This window comes from Campylobacter coli, assembly GCF_009730395.1.
Lineage (GTDB): Bacteria > Campylobacterota > Campylobacteria > Campylobacterales > Campylobacteraceae > Campylobacter_D > Campylobacter_D coli.
In genome coordinates, this window is record NZ_CP046317.1 from 1,210,366 (window position 1) to 1,225,042 (window position 14,677).

General features: G+C 33.3%; 15 protein-coding genes and 2 pseudogenes. 4 read left to right on the top strand and 13 right to left on the bottom strand.

What is annotated here, in order from left to right:
• Positions 1 to 70: 70 nt before the first annotated feature.
• From FOC43_RS06120 to FOC43_RS06125, 3 genes and pseudogenes are all read left to right on the top strand, one after another.
• Complete coding sequence (locus tag FOC43_RS06120; protein WP_002778060.1) at positions 71 to 325, top strand: hypothetical protein; 255 nt, start codon at positions 71 to 73, stop codon at positions 323 to 325.
• Positions 313 to 661: pseudogene (locus FOC43_RS08880) on the top strand (hypothetical protein). The gene FOC43_RS06120 and the pseudogene FOC43_RS08880 overlap by 13 nt, the downstream one beginning before the upstream one ends.
• A gap of 60 nt (positions 662 to 721) precedes the next feature.
• Entirely contained in the window at positions 722 to 1,030 is a 309-nt protein-coding gene (locus FOC43_RS06125; RefSeq protein ID WP_004284772.1) for a hypothetical protein, read from the top strand.
• On the opposite strand, the pseudogene FOC43_RS06130 reads toward FOC43_RS06125, so the two are convergent.
• The 5 genes and pseudogenes from FOC43_RS06130 to FOC43_RS06150 all read right to left on the bottom strand — a co-directional run bounded on the left by FOC43_RS06130 (position 1,014) and on the right by FOC43_RS06150 (position 7,343).
• Positions 1,014 to 1,759 (bottom strand): annotated as a pseudogene (locus tag FOC43_RS06130) (EamA family transporter). The gene FOC43_RS06125 and the pseudogene FOC43_RS06130 sit on opposite strands and share 17 nt — an antisense overlap.
• Before the next feature lie 213 nt (positions 1,760 to 1,972).
• The gene (gene prpD, locus FOC43_RS06135) at positions 1,973 to 3,427 is read right to left on the bottom strand and encodes a 2-methylcitrate dehydratase (RefSeq protein ID WP_002794094.1); all 1,455 of its coding nucleotides are present in this window, start codon (positions 3,425 to 3,427) and stop codon (positions 1,973 to 1,975) included.
• Positions 3,428 to 3,436: 9 nt separating this feature from the next.
• Entirely contained in the window at positions 3,437 to 4,564 is a 1,128-nt protein-coding gene (locus FOC43_RS06140) for a citrate synthase/methylcitrate synthase (RefSeq protein WP_002778053.1), read from the bottom strand.
• Positions 4,561 to 5,436 carry a methylisocitrate lyase gene (gene prpB / locus FOC43_RS06145; RefSeq protein WP_002778052.1) on the bottom strand — a complete coding sequence of 292 codons (876 nt, stop codon included), beginning with the start codon at positions 5,434 to 5,436 and terminating at the stop codon, positions 4,561 to 4,563. Before prpB ends, FOC43_RS06140 begins: the two co-directional genes overlap by 4 nt.
• Positions 5,436 to 7,343 carry a propionyl-CoA synthetase gene (locus FOC43_RS06150; protein WP_002778051.1) on the bottom strand — a complete coding sequence of 636 codons (1,908 nt, stop codon included), beginning with the start codon at positions 7,341 to 7,343 and terminating at the stop codon, positions 5,436 to 5,438. The genes prpB and FOC43_RS06150 overlap by 1 nt, the downstream gene beginning before the upstream one ends.
• A gap of 247 nt (positions 7,344 to 7,590) precedes the next feature.
• On the opposite strand from FOC43_RS06150, the gene FOC43_RS06155 reads away from it, so the two are divergent.
• A complete protein-coding gene (locus tag FOC43_RS06155) occupies positions 7,591 to 8,514 on the top strand; it encodes a hypothetical protein (RefSeq protein WP_002790321.1) in 924 nt (307 codons plus the stop codon).
• Here FOC43_RS06155 and mreC read toward each other — a convergent pair.
• The 8 genes from mreC to FOC43_RS06195 form a co-directional block, all read right to left on the bottom strand.
• Positions 8,509 to 9,258 (bottom strand): rod shape-determining protein MreC, encoded by a 750-nt coding sequence (gene mreC / locus FOC43_RS06160; protein WP_002778048.1) that lies wholly within the window; start codon positions 9,256 to 9,258, stop codon positions 8,509 to 8,511. The genes FOC43_RS06155 and mreC overlap by 6 nt on opposite strands.
• Entirely contained in the window at positions 9,248 to 10,288 is a 1,041-nt protein-coding gene (locus FOC43_RS06165) for a rod shape-determining protein (protein WP_002788045.1), read from the bottom strand. Before FOC43_RS06165 ends, mreC begins: the two co-directional genes overlap by 11 nt.
• Before the next feature lie 13 nt (positions 10,289 to 10,301).
• The gene (gene clpX, locus FOC43_RS06170; RefSeq protein WP_002778039.1) at positions 10,302 to 11,525 is read right to left on the bottom strand and encodes an ATP-dependent Clp protease ATP-binding subunit ClpX; all 1,224 of its coding nucleotides are present in this window, start codon (positions 11,523 to 11,525) and stop codon (positions 10,302 to 10,304) included.
• Positions 11,518 to 12,309 (bottom strand): acyl-ACP--UDP-N-acetylglucosamine O-acyltransferase, encoded by a 792-nt coding sequence (gene lpxA, locus FOC43_RS06175; protein WP_002778038.1) that lies wholly within the window; start codon positions 12,307 to 12,309, stop codon positions 11,518 to 11,520. Before lpxA ends, clpX begins: the two co-directional genes overlap by 8 nt.
• A gap of 10 nt (positions 12,310 to 12,319) precedes the next feature.
• On the bottom strand, positions 12,320 to 12,760 hold the full coding sequence (fabZ, locus tag FOC43_RS06180) for a 3-hydroxyacyl-ACP dehydratase FabZ (protein ID WP_002782472.1): 441 nt from the start codon (positions 12,758 to 12,760) through the stop codon (positions 12,320 to 12,322).
• Positions 12,761 to 12,874: 114 nt separating this feature from the next.
• The gene (locus tag FOC43_RS06185; protein WP_002778036.1) at positions 12,875 to 13,966 is read right to left on the bottom strand and encodes an epoxyqueuosine reductase QueH; all 1,092 of its coding nucleotides are present in this window, start codon (positions 13,964 to 13,966) and stop codon (positions 12,875 to 12,877) included.
• Entirely contained in the window at positions 13,966 to 14,424 is a 459-nt protein-coding gene (gene bcp, locus FOC43_RS06190; RefSeq protein WP_002778035.1) for a thioredoxin-dependent thiol peroxidase, read from the bottom strand. The genes FOC43_RS06185 and bcp overlap by 1 nt, the downstream gene beginning before the upstream one ends.
• Positions 14,421 to 14,627: a tautomerase family protein gene (locus tag FOC43_RS06195; protein ID WP_002778034.1), complete on the bottom strand. Its 207-nt coding sequence runs from the start codon at positions 14,625 to 14,627 to the stop codon at positions 14,421 to 14,423. The genes bcp and FOC43_RS06195 overlap by 4 nt, the downstream gene beginning before the upstream one ends.
• Positions 14,628 to 14,677 lie beyond the last annotated feature (50 nt).

The following is a 14,677-nucleotide window of genomic DNA, read 5'->3' on the forward strand; positions in this document are numbered from 1 at the left end:
ACAAATTTTAGTTTTACAAACTTTGAAATTCTGTTATAATTTTAAAAAAATAGGCAAGAAAGAAATACTCATGAAAAAAATTAAAATTTTAGTTTTTTTAATATTTTTTTGTCAATTTTCCGTTTTAGCAAATAATTTACCCCAAAATATAAAAGAAAATTTAGGCATTAATCAATTCTTGGACGAGAGTTTAAAAGAAATTTTAAATCAGCCCTTAAAGGAAAAATTTGCTCTTACTCCAAAGGGGGAATATTTTTTCGAGGGTAATTTAAGTCTTTTTCAAAAACAATGCTTAGAAAATAATGCCACCGCATGTGCTTATTAGGAAGAGAATTTGCAGCAAACACGAGACTTCCTTTGGATTTAAACAAAGCTTTATTGCTTTTCCAAAAAGCTTGTAAACTTGGGAGATTGGACTCTTGCGTGAGAATCAACAATATAAAATTTAAATTACTGAAAAAGTTAGATGAAGAAACTTATCAAAGCAATTTAAAATATTTTTTAGATCAAAACTCAAGTTTTGCTTTATTAGAACATATCACTACGCTTAGTAAACAAGATATAAAATCAGCAATTATACTAGCCAAAAAAAAGCTGCGAGCAAGGCATGATGCTATTTGTGCAGGACTTTCTTATATGTATGCATGCGGACAAGGGGTAGGAAAAAGACTTAATCAAAGCTAAAGAATTAAGCTCTAAAGCTTGTGAAAAAGATACAAAGTTGTGCTTTGCGCAAGGCTGGGTTGAATTATTTAATCAAAATGATATTTTAGCCCAAAAACTTTTTTATAAATCTTGTCAGGCCGGATATTATACTGATTGCAATATGGCAGTTGATAAAAATTCCAAAGATCAAGCTATGCAATTAAATCTTATTAAAATCACACAAAAAAATAGTCAAAATCAATGTCAAAACTCAAGCAATAAACAATCTTTTGCTTGCCATAAAGCATCTGCTCTTTCTAAAGAAATTTTAAAAATCCAATTGAAAAAAATTTCTGAAAAACTGCTTTTTACAATTTTAATTTAAATTCATGGACGAAAATAGCAAAAAGTATAAAAACTCCACCTAAAATTTGCAAAAACGAAATACTTTGAGCCAAAAACAAAGACCCAAAAAACATAGCAAACAAAGGTTCACTAAGTTCTATAAGCTGGACTGAATTTGACTTTGCAAGAATTAAGGCTCTAGTAGTGCAGTAAAATCCACCTATAGTAGGCAAAAACGCCAAAGCTAAAAGCAAAATAGACTTTCTAAAGAAAAATTAAGATTTAAATTTGCTCCAAATAAAGGAATACTCAAATACAAGCTTCCTATAAAAAGCAAAGCACAAAGAGGAATTAACCCAAAACCCAGTTTTAATTTTCTAGTAAAAAATAAAAATAAAGCATAGCCAATCCCTGCTAAAATAGCATTTACAAGGCCTTTTAAATGAGTAAAATTTTCCAAAGTCCCACCTTCAGCCAAAAAAATCATCCAAAGTCCCAAAAGCACAAAAACTACATTAGCCACACCCATACTTGTGTAAGCAGCACTCTCAAAATGATAAAGCATAAAAAATCCAAAAAAAGCAAGAAGCAAAAGTGTGAAAATTTTCTGCTTGATAAAAGCCAACAAAGTGGTCAATTTTCTCATATAAATTAACATCACAAACAAAATCACACTAGCCACAAAGCATTTATAAAAAGCTACTTCTGAACTCATAAAACCTTTTTTAAAAAGAAAAACACTAAAAATTCCAACAAAAGCGTTAAATATAGCGGCTAAAAAAGCAAAAAAGAAAGCTTGAAATTTAGGATTTTAGCATATTTTATTCTCCTTTGGCTTTCATAAAAAAACTTTTTAATCTCAATTATCAAGTATTTTGCTTTAGTTTTTTACTATAAAAATATTAAGCAGTTATGAGTTTTAATTTATTATTTTACTCTATCTAAACATAAAACAAGACCAAAATAGTCTTGTTTTATGTTTTTAACCCAGCCAAAAAAGATCGCTGAATTCATTAAAATTCATTTGCTCTAAGCTCTTTTGATCTTCGCAAATTTTCATTATTTTTTCGCATTGTTTTGGACTTAAACGCGTAGCAAGATTGGCTTTAAATTTTGCGATTAAAAGAGGAATTCCTTCGCTTCTGCGTCTTTTGTGTCCTATAGGATACTCAACTTCGACTTTTTTTGTACTTGTGCCATCTTTAAAGAAAACTTGCACGGCATTAGCTATGCTTCTTTTATCGCTTTCTAAATACTCTTTTGTATAGCGATCATCCACTTCTACTTGCATTTTAGCCCTTAAAGCATCGATTCTTTCATCACTTGCAACACTATCTTCATAATCATCTGCATTCAAACGCCCAAATATAAGTGGCACAGCAACCATATATTGGATACAATGATCCCTATCGGCAGGGTTTGCAAGCTCGCCTACTTTGTTAATGATGCGATGTCCTGATTCTTGAGTTGTGATGATGATTTTTTCTATTTGATCCAAACGATCTTTTACCTCATCATGTAAAGCTAAAGCTGCTTCTACTGCAGTTTGTGCGTGAAATTCAGCTGGAAAAGAAATTTTAAATAAAACATTTTCCATTACATAAGAACCAAATTCTTGAGGAATGGTAAGTTTTTGTCCTTTCATTTTCACATCTTCATAACCCCAAAATTTAGCGCTTAAAGCCGAAGGATAACCCATCTCTCCTGTTTTAGCTTTTAAAGCAAGATCCACACCGCGACTTGAAGCATCACCTGCTGCCCAGCTTTTTCTACTGCCTGTATTTGGCGCATGGCGATAAGTTCTTAAAGCTCCACCATCGATAAAGGCATGAGAAATAGCATTGCGAATTTCTTCAAAATCACAACCCAAAAGCTTTGCAGCTACTGCAGTGCTTGCTATTCTTACAAGTAAAACATGATCCATTCCTACTTTATTAAAACAATTTTCAAGCGCCAAAACTCCTTGAATTTCATGAGCTTTTATCATGGCTTTTAGGACACATTTTACTTTTAAAGGCTCTTTTCCTTCGCTGATATTTTTACGACTTACATAATCAGCTACCGCCCAAATCGCACCTAAATTATCACTTGGATGCCCCCATTCAGCCGCAAGCCATGTATCATTAAAATCAAGCCATCTTACCATAGCACCCACATTAAAAGCTCCACGGATTGGCTCTAATTGATAAGAAGTTCCAAACACTTTTGCGCCTAAAGGTCTAAATTCAGCCCCTTCAACACTTGGCCCTAAAAGCTTGGTGCAAGCAGGATATTTAAGCGCTAAAAGTCCACAACCTATAGTATCCATCAAACAATATCTAGCCGTTTCTAAAGCCAAATCACTTGTAATTTCAAATTCATCAGCATATTTTGCAATTTTTGTTAAAAGTTCATCAAATTCAGGGCGTTTTGCCTCTAAAATTCCCATATCACTCATTTTTTCTCCTTATCTATCTTGAATTTTTACAAATTTTCTTGGTTCAACGCCTATATATTCGCTACTTGGGCGTATAAGCTTATTGTTTGCTCTTTGCTCTTTAATGTGCGCACACCAACCACTTACGCGACTCATAATAAAAATCGGCGTAAAATACTCAGTTGGAATTCCCATAAAATGATAAGCTGATGCACTATAAAAATCTGCATTAGGTGGCAAACTTGGGCGTTTTTCTTTCATCAAAGCTTCTATGGCTTCACTGATTTTAAAAAGCAAATCATCGCCCCCTAAATGCTTACTCCAAACCTTAATAAGTGCATTTCTAGGATCACCTCCAAGTCCATAAACACGGTGACCAAAACCCATTAAAAGCTCTTTATTTTCTAATTTTTTATTCACACCCTCAATGGCATCCTCAACACTTTTAAAACTTTCTATTAAGTGCATCGCTGCTTCATTTGCTCCTCCATGCAAAGGCCCTCTTAAAGCTCCAATAGCCGCAGCAACCGCACTAAAAATATCACTTTTTGTAGAAGCACAAATTCTAGCTGTAAAAGTTGAAGCATTAAATTCATGCTCTGCATAAAGGATTAATGAGCATTGCATAGCCTTGATAAAATCTTCTTTTGGAGCTTCAAGTTTTAATTTTTCCAAAAAATATCCCGCTATACTTGTTTGATTGGAATCAAAATCAATTTCTTTACCAAAATTCACATAATGATGCCAATAACAAAGCATGCTCGGTAAAATTCCCAAAAGTCTGATGATTTTTTCATCTTGATCGCTAAAATCCTCATTTTCACCCTCTAAAGCTCCCAATGCTGCAACAGCTGTTTGCATCAAATTCATAGGATGAACTTCTTTAGGTATAGCTTTTAAAACGTTTTTTAAATTTTCACTCAAAGCTCTTTGAGCAATGATTTTTTCTTTATAATTTTCCAATTCTTTTGCGTTGGGTAATTCTCCAAACTGAAGTAAATAAGCTATTTCTTCAAATTCTGCATTTTGCGCTAACTCTTCTATACTATAACCATAATAATTTAGTCCATTTCCAAGCCCGCAAGTACAAATTGCACTTTGTCCTGCGATAACTCCTGCCAATCCACCCGTTTTTTTAGTTGCTTCACTTATACTCATTTTGCACCCCTTTTAAATAATTCATCCAATTTTTGCTCATAAGAATAATAATCTAGCATTTCATAAAGTTCTTCTCTAGTTTGCATAATCTCAAGAACATCTTTTTGATGTCCGTTTTTCAATATACTTTCATAAACTTGTACTGCAGCTTTATTCATCGCACGATTTGCACTTAAAGGATACAGCACCATAGACACTCCTGCTCTATTTAATTCTTCTTTGGTAAAATAAGGAGTCTTTCCAAATTCTGTGATATTTGCAAGAATTGGAACTTTTACATTTTTAACAAATTCTTCATATTCTTCCAAACTTGTAATAGCTTCAGCAAAAACCATTTCAGCTCCAGCCTCAACATATGCTAAAGCCCGTTCGATAGCTTTTTGCTGACCTTCAATTGCATGCGCATCCGTTCTTGCCATAATCACAAAATCAGGATCGATTTTTGCATCTACTGCTGCTTTAATACGATCACACATCTCTTCAGTGCTTACTAATTCTTTATTAGGACGATGTCCGCACCTTTTTTGAGCCACTTGATCTTCAATATGAGTTGCCGCTGCACCCGCACGAATTAATTCTTTTATCGTTCTTGCAATATTAAAAGCACCTCCAAAACCTGTATCTGCATCAACTAATAAAGGCGTATCCACTCTAGAGCAAATGCGTCTTACATCAATGCATACTTCTTCAAGTGCGATAATCCCCAAATCAGGCAAGCCATAACTCGCGCTTGCCACGCCACTTCCCGAAAGATATAAAGCTTTGTGTCCTATTTTAGTAGCTTGTAAAGCACTATAAGCATTGACAGCTCCTACTATGGTCAAAGGTTTGCTTGTCTTTACTAATTCTTTAAATTTTTTTCCTGCACTCATTATTTTTCTCCTTTATTTTTTGGGTATCCTAAAGCATTAATAGCTTTTTCGCAAGCTTTTAAAACATTACTATCCTCTATAGTAGCTGGAACATTTAAGGTTGAACCATCAGCTATTTCTCTTAAATTTTTACGCAAAATTTTTCCACTTCTTGTCTTAGGTAAAGCACTAACAACTGTGGCAATTTTAAACGAAGCTACGGCTCCAATTTCTTGACGCACCAAAGCTACAACTCCTTCAACTATACCCCTATGATCTCGCTCTATACCCTCTTTTAAAACGATAAAGCCCATAGGTATTTCACCTTTAAGCTCATCATTTACACCTATAACCGCACATTCTGCAACATCAGGATGTTTTGCTATAATCTCTTCCATTTCTCCAGTTGAAAGTCTATGGCCTGCAACATTGATGATTCCATCCATTCTTCCTAAAACATACACATAGCCATCTTTGTCGATATAGCCTGTGTCTCCTGTTAGATAATAGCCTGGAAATTGATCTAAATATCCCCTACGATATCTTTCATCATTCTCCCAAATTCCCATTAAACAAGCTGGAGGTAAAGGAAGTTTTAGGCACAAAATTCCTTTTTTTCCTGCTCCAAGCTCTTGACCTTTTTCATCTAAAACCTTAAGATTAAATCCTGGCATAGGTTTTGTAGGACTTCCTGCTTTAACAACTTGTGCTTCCAAGCCCAAAGGATTAGCCGCGATCGCCCAACCTGTTTCAGTTTGCCACCAATTATCAATCACAGGTTTTTTTGTAAGCTTTTCTATCCATTTAAGCGTATCGCTATCGCATCTTTCACCTGCCACAAAAATAGATCTTAAGCTATCAAGATTAAATTTTTTAATCCATTCTCCTTTAGGATCTTCTTTTTTAATCGCCCTAAAAGCAGTTGGGGCTGAAAAAAGCACATTCACTTTATATTCTTCAATAATTCTCCAAAATGCTGAAGGATTAGGCGTTCTTACAGGTTTTCCCTCATAAACTATAGTTGTACATCCATTCATCAAAGGTGCATAAACTATATAAGAATGTCCCACAACCCAACCTACATCAGAAGCGGTAAAAAAGACATCTCCTGCTTTAGCATTATAAATATTATCCATCGACCATTTCATAGCCACAGAATGACCTCCATTAGAGCGGATTACTCCTTTTGGAGAACCTGTGGTGCCTGAAGTATAAAGTATATAAAGCGGATCGGTAGCTAAAACAGGTACAGGATCTACACCCCGAGTTTTTTCCTCTTCAAGCTCCCAATCAATATCCCTCCAAGGAAGCATATTTGCTCTATATTGTGGGCGTTGCCAAATCAAACAAGTCGTAGGCTTATGAGTACATTTTTTAATAGCCTCATCTAAAATAGGTTTATACTCGATAATGCTACTTACTTCTATCCCGCAACTTGCACTGATAATCATTCTAGGTTTAGCATCTTCTATCCTCGTAGCAAGTTCATGTGCTGCAAAGCCTCCAAATACAACACTATGAATAGCCCCAAGCCTAGCACAAGCAAGCATAGCTATAAGTGCTTCAGGTATCATTGGCATATAAATAACAACGCGATCCCCTTTAACCACGCCCTTGTTTGCTAAAATTCCGGCTACTTTTGCAACACGATCACGAAGTTGCTTATAAGTATATTTTTTCTTTGTATCCGTAACAGGAGAATCATAAATCAGTGCTAATTGATCGCCCCTGCCATTGTGTACATGTAAATCAAGCGCATTATAACAAGTATTCATACACCCGCCAACAAACCATCTGTAATGCCCATCGCTATCATCAAGCACCCTATCCCATTCATTATACCAATGCACTTTTTTAGCTGCTTCAGCCCAAAATGCTTCAGGATTTTGAAGAGATTCTCGATAAGTCTGCTCATAAACAATACCCATAATCCATCCTTTCTTGATAAGTTGAATTTGCATTATAGAGTTTTTGTTTGAAAAATAAAATGCCAATTTTTTGGTTTAATTGTGTGATTTTGTAGCTAAAAAAATAAATTTTGTATATTTTTTGAACAAAATTTTAATTTTTGTATATATATTTACCTATATTTTTAATAATTAGAAAATATAAAAAATAATGAAAAAAATATATTTGTATCAAAAAGTAACAAAAATAATTTTTAAGAGTGAGACAATGTTAAATTCTAAAGATAGAACACAAGTAATTTTGGAAAAATCAGGCTTAAGTTTGAGCAAATTTGCAACAATTTTGGGCAAAGATCGTAGAACGCTTGCTAAATTTATAGAAAATGACACAGTAAAAGAACTCGATACCAAAAGTAAAGAAAAAATTTGTGAATTTTTTCGCTATCCTTTTAAAATATGGGAAAGCAATGAAAACGAATTTTATACACTCTTAAATCAAATAGAAAATAATGAAATTCGCATCATTGACGAAGGATACATCGGAGGATTAAAATATATTTTTGAAAATGAAAATGAAGGTTCACTTATATTACACCCTGCTTTTCCAAATCCCGCTTATAGGGATTTTATCGTGCCTTTAGTATATCAAAATAACGACAGCGAAGAGGCTAGAATATATCGCATAAAAAGGGGTGAAAAAATGAGAGCATATTCTTTTAATGCAAGCGAGTGGTATTCTATCAAGTCTTTACTTGAATTTTGTTTTTCGCCTATAGGAAATTTTTATACAAAAGAACAAAAAATTCAAATTTTAGAACTCATGATTAATACCTTTAAAGATAATCTTAACAAATCTTTATATTTCTTTGATTCTTATGATAAAAAAATTTATGGGCTTGATGTGTTTTATCTTTCTATCAATGCTAAAGAAAATACAATGTTTTTTAAAGCCCCTTTGGAAATGCTATTAGTCGAGATTAAAAACTCAACCCTAGTTCATAAAATTCACGAGCATTATACCCATGCAAAAAAATGTCCTGCGCATATTTTAACTCAAGATGCATGTTTTATCATGGAAATTTTATTACAATGTTTAAAAGACAATTTAGACATTAAAGAAAGCTGTGATATCCTAGATAAAAAAAGCCCATATGGAAATTTATTTAAAAAGAGTCTAAGTGTTGATTTATAAACTATCGATTATATAAAGATAGGCAGGGATATTGATGTTAGCATAAGGTTTTACTTCAACACTTTGATACATATCCTCATCTTTGATTGCACTTACAATACCCACTGGAACATCTGAAAAAAAGATATTGTCAAGGCCACTTGTTAAAATCTCATCTCCTATATTAATTTTTGCCCATTTGGGTATAAATTTAACCTTAAGTTTATCATCTTCGCCTTGGATAAGGCCAGGAATTTTATTTTTACCTATATATACAGAAAAAACACATTGTTCATCACCCTGTAAAAGTGCCATAGCTCTGCCATCTTTATTGATCGCAATGCCTATAGTGTATCCTTGATGAATCAAACCTTTATTTTTATTAGGAGATACTTTGGCAAAATCAAGCCACAATCTTTTATAATCATTTAATTTTACATAAGAAATAACTCTTACTAAAGAAACTTGAGGTAAGTATCTTGTTGAATTTTTATCCTCTAAAATACGATTTAATTGGTTTGCAAAGCTTGTAGTTAATACAGCTGCATATTCTAGCTCTTGATTTCTTGCTTTTAATTGTTCAATTTGATCTACTTGATCAAAATGCTTGGAAAAAAATTCGGTGATAGCATCCTTAATTCCATAAAATTTTTCTAAAACCGTATCATTTACCAAAAGAACATTTTTTTTTACCAAGCCCCCATAGTAAAAAGATATAAAAACTAAAAAAAATAAAACAAGGACAAAGATAAGCTTATTCTTCATTCGTCAATTGTTGCAATAGTGAAATTTCCTCCAAAGCTTTACCCGTTCCCTTAGCCACGGCTAAAAGTGGTTCATCAGCAATATATACTGGCAAGCGAACAATTTCACTTAAATATTTATCAAGTCCACGAATCAATGCTCCACCACCTGTTAAGACAACACCATTTTCTACTATATCACTTGCAAGATCAGGTGGCATCATTTCAAGTACCATTTTTAAAGCATCTGCTATTTCTTTTAAATATTCCCTCATCGCCTCTCTAACATCTTCACTTGTAAGCTCGATACGACTTAAAAGTCCACTCACTTGATCGCGCCCCTTTACAACCATAGAAAGTTCTTTTGGAAGCTGGATAGCTGAACCAATAGCGATCTTAATCTCCTCGCCCGTTCTTTCGCCAATGATAAGATTGTATTTTTCTTTGACATAATTTACTATACTTGTATCAAGCTTATCACCTGCAGTACGAATAGACTTTGAAATAACAAGCCCACCTAGTGAAATCACACCAATTTCAGTTGTTCCACCCCCTATATCTACAACTAAATTTCCTTTAGGTTCTTGTATAGGTAAATTTGCCCCAATAGCTGCTGCCATAGGTTCTTCTATCAAAAATACTTCTCTTGCACCTGCACTTAAGGCACTTTCTCTAACAGCCTTTCTTTCAACTTGAGTTAAGCCATAAGGGACTGAAATGATGATTCTAGGTCTTAAAAAACTTTTCCTGCGGTGAGTTTTTTCTATAAAGTAACGAATCATTTTTTCTGTCATATCAAAATCAGCAATAACTCCATCTTTCATCGGGCGAATAGCTTCGATGTTACCTGGAGTTTTTCCCACCATATCTTTAGCTTCTTTACCTACGGCTAAAATTTTAGCCCTAGAACCATACCTTTCTCTTTCAACTGCCACAACAGAAGGCTCATTGATAACTATGCCCTTATCTTTTACCAAAACAAGAGTATTAGCAGTTCCTAAGTCTATACCCATATCGCTTGAAAAAAATCCTATAAGTTGATCTAAAATCATTTTTATCCCTTTTTTAGCTTATTTTCTTTTTGATTAATAACGCTTTTGCACCATCTCTTACCACTTCTTTGGTGATAACGATATCATAATTTTTATATTCTGGTAACTCAAACATCAAATCCACCATTATTTCTTCTATAATACTTCTAAGTCCTCTAGCGCCCGTTTTTCGTTCTAAGGCTAATTTTGCAATTTCTCTTAAAGCATCATCTTCAAATTTTAAGTTCACGCCATCAATAGCAAAAAGTTTTTGATATTGCTTTACGATAGCATTTTTTGGCTCGGTCAAAATTCTTACCATATCATCTTCATTAAGCTCGTTTAAAGAAGTTATAACATGTAAGCGCCCTATAAGTTCAGGTATAAGGCCAAAATGCACTAAATCATCAGGCTCTATCTTTTCAAGCAAAGCTTTGCTATTTTCTTTTTCATTATCGAAAAAGCCTACGACCTTATCGCCTAATTTTCTCTTAAGTATAGTTTCTAAGCCATCAAATGCACCACCACAAACAAATAAAATATTTGAAGTATCAATTTGAATAAAATCTTGATTAGGATGTTTTCTTCCTCCTTTAGGCGGAATATTAACCAAGCTTCCTTCTATAATCTTAAGCAAAGCTTGCTGCACGCCTTCTCCACTCACATCACGAGTGATAGAGCGATTTTCACTCATTCTAGCTATTTTATCAATCTCATCGATAAATACTATGCCCTTTTGAGCTCTTTCTACATCTCCATCAGCAGCTTGCAAAAGACGGGTTAAAATATTTTCTACATCCTCGCCCACATAACCTGCTTCGGTTAAAGAAGTCGCATCGCAAATGGCTATAGGTACATCCAAAAATTTAGCTAAAGTTTGAGCAAGTAAGGTTTTTCCGCTACCTGTAGGACCTATAAGAAGGATATTGGATTTAAAAAGCTCCACATCATCATCTTGAAGTTCAGATTTGAAAAGTCTTTTATAGTGATTATAAACCCCTACACTAAAAACTTTTTTAGCCCTATCTTGCCCTATGACATAGCGATCCAAATAAGCTTTTAATTCTTTTGGGGTAATATCTTTAAAATCAACGCCATGTTCATGTTTTGGCTCTTTAAATTCTTTTTCTTCCCCATAGATAATACTATAAGCCCCCTCAACACAATACTCACAAATAAATGCATCATCGTTTTCATTGGCTAAAATTCTTCTTTGTGGATTTTCCACTTCATTACAAAAACTGCATTTTCTAGGCATTATTTTTACCTCTATATACAGGGATTCCGCGTTTTGTTTCTAATATAAATTTACACATTTTATTAACATTTTCACTTTCATTATTTTCTAATAATTTTTGAGCATTTTCTTTTAAATCCCCCTGTCTAAACAAGAATTTAAAAGCTTTACTAAGCCTATCTACTTCATCCTTATCAAAACGACGACGAATTCCTACTAAATTCAAACTTCTAATACTTGCACGATTTCCTTCAGCTAAACAAAAAGGTACTATATCTTGCGAAAGCGCACTCGCACCTGCTATCATACAGCCCTCACCCACTTTAACAAATTGATGAATAGGAGTAAGACCACCCACAACGGTAAAATCTCCTAGTTCTACATGCCCTGCTAAGGTTGCGTTGTTGGCTAAAATAATATTATCCCCTAAAAGGCAATCATGTGCGATATGACAATACGCCATTATAAAAGCATTGTCTCCTATACGAGTAAAACCATCGCCTTTAGCTGTACCCGAATTTATCGTAGCAAATTCTCTAATAGTAGAATTTTGCCCTATAATTACTCCGCTTTTTTGCTCGTCCTTATAAGATATATCTTGAGGAATATCACCTACTATAGCATATGAAAATACACGAGAATGATCACCTATGGTAGTATCTGAAAGTATTCTCGCCCCTTGCTTGATAACAACCCCATTGCCTATCTTAGCTTCTTTGCTTACATATGCATAAGCCTCAATAACAACATCATCACCTAAAATAGCTCCATCTTCTATTACAGCACTAGGATGAATTTTTTTCACTGATTCTCTCTTATTTGTCTACTATCATAGCTTTAAGTTCTGCTTCTGCAACCAAATTTCCATCTACAAAAGCTTGACCCTTAAAAATCCACATATTGCCACGATTTTTAACTACTTGCATTTCATAATCAAGTCTATCTCCAGGGCGAACAGGATTTCTAAATTTAGCTCCATCAATACCTGTAAAATATACAACCTTACTTTTTGGATCTACCTTAGCATCCATGCTTTCAAAAGCCAAAACCCCACCCGTTTGCGCCATACCTTCTAAAATCAAAACTCCAGGATAAATAGGATGACCTGGGAAATGTCCCATAAAAACATGATCGCTTATGCTGATATTTTTATATCCTCGAACAACTTCTCCAACTTTTAACTCTGTGATTTTATCAACAAGCAAAAAAGGATAACGGTGAGGTAAAATTTCTTGAATTTTCATTACATCTATCATTAAATCGGCCTTAAAAACAATTAAAAAACATAATTATATAAAAAAATCATTAAAAATTATGTTAATCCAATCAATTTTAGTCAAAATTTTAAGTGATTTTAAAATATTTTAAATCTATGTTCTTTTTATAACTTCCTTAACATCATAGTAAATTTCACTCTTGGCTACAATCTCATATCTTGTAGGTAAAATTTTTTCAAGCACTATAACAGGGCTAAGATCATAAGCTCCAAAATGTTTATTTCGCCATTTAATTTCTTCTTCTATTTTTAAAGGATGTTTTAAAAAATCTTCAAAACTTTTCCATTTGTTTTTAAAATCAGAATTAAAGCGCCAAAATTCTATAAAGCTGATTTCATCTTTCGTGCTTTTATAGATTCCATTCTTTAAATTTTCATTTAAATTTTTCTCATCTAAACTAAATCTTGTATAATGATTTTTAAAATGAGAATAAAATAAAATATGACTCTTAACGGCTTTTTTATCAAGCTTTATTAAAGCACTTAAAAGTCGGTAGTTTAAGAATTTTTGTCTTATGATTTCAAATTTTATACCCTTTTTTTCTAATAAATTAACTTTTTTATAAAGAGCTATTCTAGCTTCTATGCTTGCGGGTAAAATTTGAGCATTAATAGGTGACATTAATTCATCAATAAAGTTTTTATCTTGCTTTTGCTTTTTAAGCCCATAAATACAACCACAATAATTTTGATGATAAAGCATTTCTTTTTTTGCTAAAGCAAATTGCCTTTGAGTGCCTCCATTTTTACGAAAATCAGGAGCTAAAAATTCCACCCCATAAGGCTCACACTCTTTTTGCAAAGCATTTTTTAACTGCTCTAAATCCTTCTTAGGGCTTGTTAAAAGTGTTGTTGTAAGCTTTTTTTCTCCTATTTTGGCTGCAAATTCTACACTTGAACCCATTCTTAGATCAAAACAAATTTCACATCTTGCACCTTTTTCTGGCTCATCTTCATAGCCTTTTACAGCTTTTAGCCATTTTTCATACTCATACTCGCCCTTATAAAGCTTGATACCGAGCTTATCACAAGATCTTTTTACATCTAAAAATCTTAATTCATATTCGCTTAAAGGATGGATATTAGGATCATAGAAATATCCTATAATTTTTTCTTTAGGATATTCTTTTCTAAGCTCTTCTATAAAATAATGACTGTCTACACTACAACAAATATGCACCAACATTAAAGACTTTCAAGCACTTTTAGTGCATGATCTTTTACGCGGACATTGCTATAAATTTGGGCAATTTTTCCCGCTTCATCGATAACAAAAGTCGATCTTATAATGCCTTCATATTCTTTACCATAATTTTTCTTAAGTCCCCAAGCTCCATAAGCTTTTGCCACTTCTTTTTCGCTATCACTTAATAATATGTGCTTTAAATTAAATTTAGCAATAAATTTATCATGACTTGTCACACCATCAGGACTTACACCGATAATCACTGCATTTTTATCACAAAACTTATCATAATTTGCACTAAAATCGCAAGCTTCTGTGGTGCAACCTGGAGTATTGTCCTTAGGATAAAAATATAAAATCACTTTTTTACCAATAAAATCTTTAAGAGCGATTTTCACCCCATCTTGATTTAAAAGTTCAAATTGTGGCGCCTCATCCCCTACTTTTAAAACACTCATTTATTTGCCTTTGCCTTAATGGCCTCTACGCTTTCACCACCAAAACCTATGTCATAACTTTCGATATCTTCTAACATCACCACTACCCTTTCTTTGCTTTTGTTGTATTTTGTGCTTAAAAGCTCAGTTATATCGGCTATCAATTCAGCTTTTTGCTCCTTACTTAAAGCTGGCTTTGCTAGTTTAATATTTACAATTGGCATTTTTTCTCCTTTGATTTTTATAATTATTTCAAACTTTAATAAATAAATTT

What these genes read in the sequence shown, in the direction of transcription:
- FOC43_RS06120 (WP_002778060.1), top strand. Translation starts at nt 71, where the DNA reads ATGAAAAAAATTAAAATTTTAGTTTTTTTAATATTTTTTTGTCAATTT.
- FOC43_RS06185 (WP_002778036.1), bottom strand. Translation starts at nt 13,966, where the DNA reads ATGTTGGTGCATATTTGTTGTAGTGTAGACAGTCATTATTTTATAGAA.
- mreC (WP_002778048.1), bottom strand. Translation starts at nt 9,258, where the DNA reads ATGAAGAATAAGCTTATCTTTGTCCTTGTTTTATTTTTTTTAGTTTTT.
- prpB (WP_002778052.1), bottom strand. Translation starts at nt 5,436, where the DNA reads ATGAGTGCAGGAAAAAAATTTAAAGAATTAGTAAAGACAAGCAAACCT.
- prpD (WP_002794094.1), bottom strand. Translation starts at nt 3,427, where the DNA reads ATGAGTGATATGGGAATTTTAGAGGCAAAACGCCCTGAATTTGATGAA.
- clpX (WP_002778039.1), bottom strand. Translation starts at nt 11,525, where the DNA reads ATGCCTAGAAAATGCAGTTTTTGTAATGAAGTGGAAAATCCACAAAGA.
- fabZ (WP_002782472.1), bottom strand. Translation starts at nt 12,760, where the DNA reads ATGATAGATGTAATGAAAATTCAAGAAATTTTACCTCACCGTTATCCT.
- FOC43_RS06165 (WP_002788045.1), bottom strand. Translation starts at nt 10,288, where the DNA reads ATGATTTTAGATCAACTTATAGGATTTTTTTCAAGCGATATGGGTATA.
- FOC43_RS06155 (WP_002790321.1), top strand. Translation starts at nt 7,591, where the DNA reads ATGTTAAATTCTAAAGATAGAACACAAGTAATTTTGGAAAAATCAGGC.
- FOC43_RS06195 (WP_002778034.1), bottom strand. Translation starts at nt 14,627, where the DNA reads ATGCCAATTGTAAATATTAAACTAGCAAAGCCAGCTTTAAGTAAGGAG.
- FOC43_RS06140 (WP_002778053.1), bottom strand. Translation starts at nt 4,564, where the DNA reads ATGAGTATAAGTGAAGCAACTAAAAAAACGGGTGGATTGGCAGGAGTT.
- bcp (WP_002778035.1), bottom strand. Translation starts at nt 14,424, where the DNA reads ATGAGTGTTTTAAAAGTAGGGGATGAGGCGCCACAATTTGAACTTTTA.
- FOC43_RS06150 (WP_002778051.1), bottom strand. Translation starts at nt 7,343, where the DNA reads ATGGGTATTGTTTATGAGCAGACTTATCGAGAATCTCTTCAAAATCCT.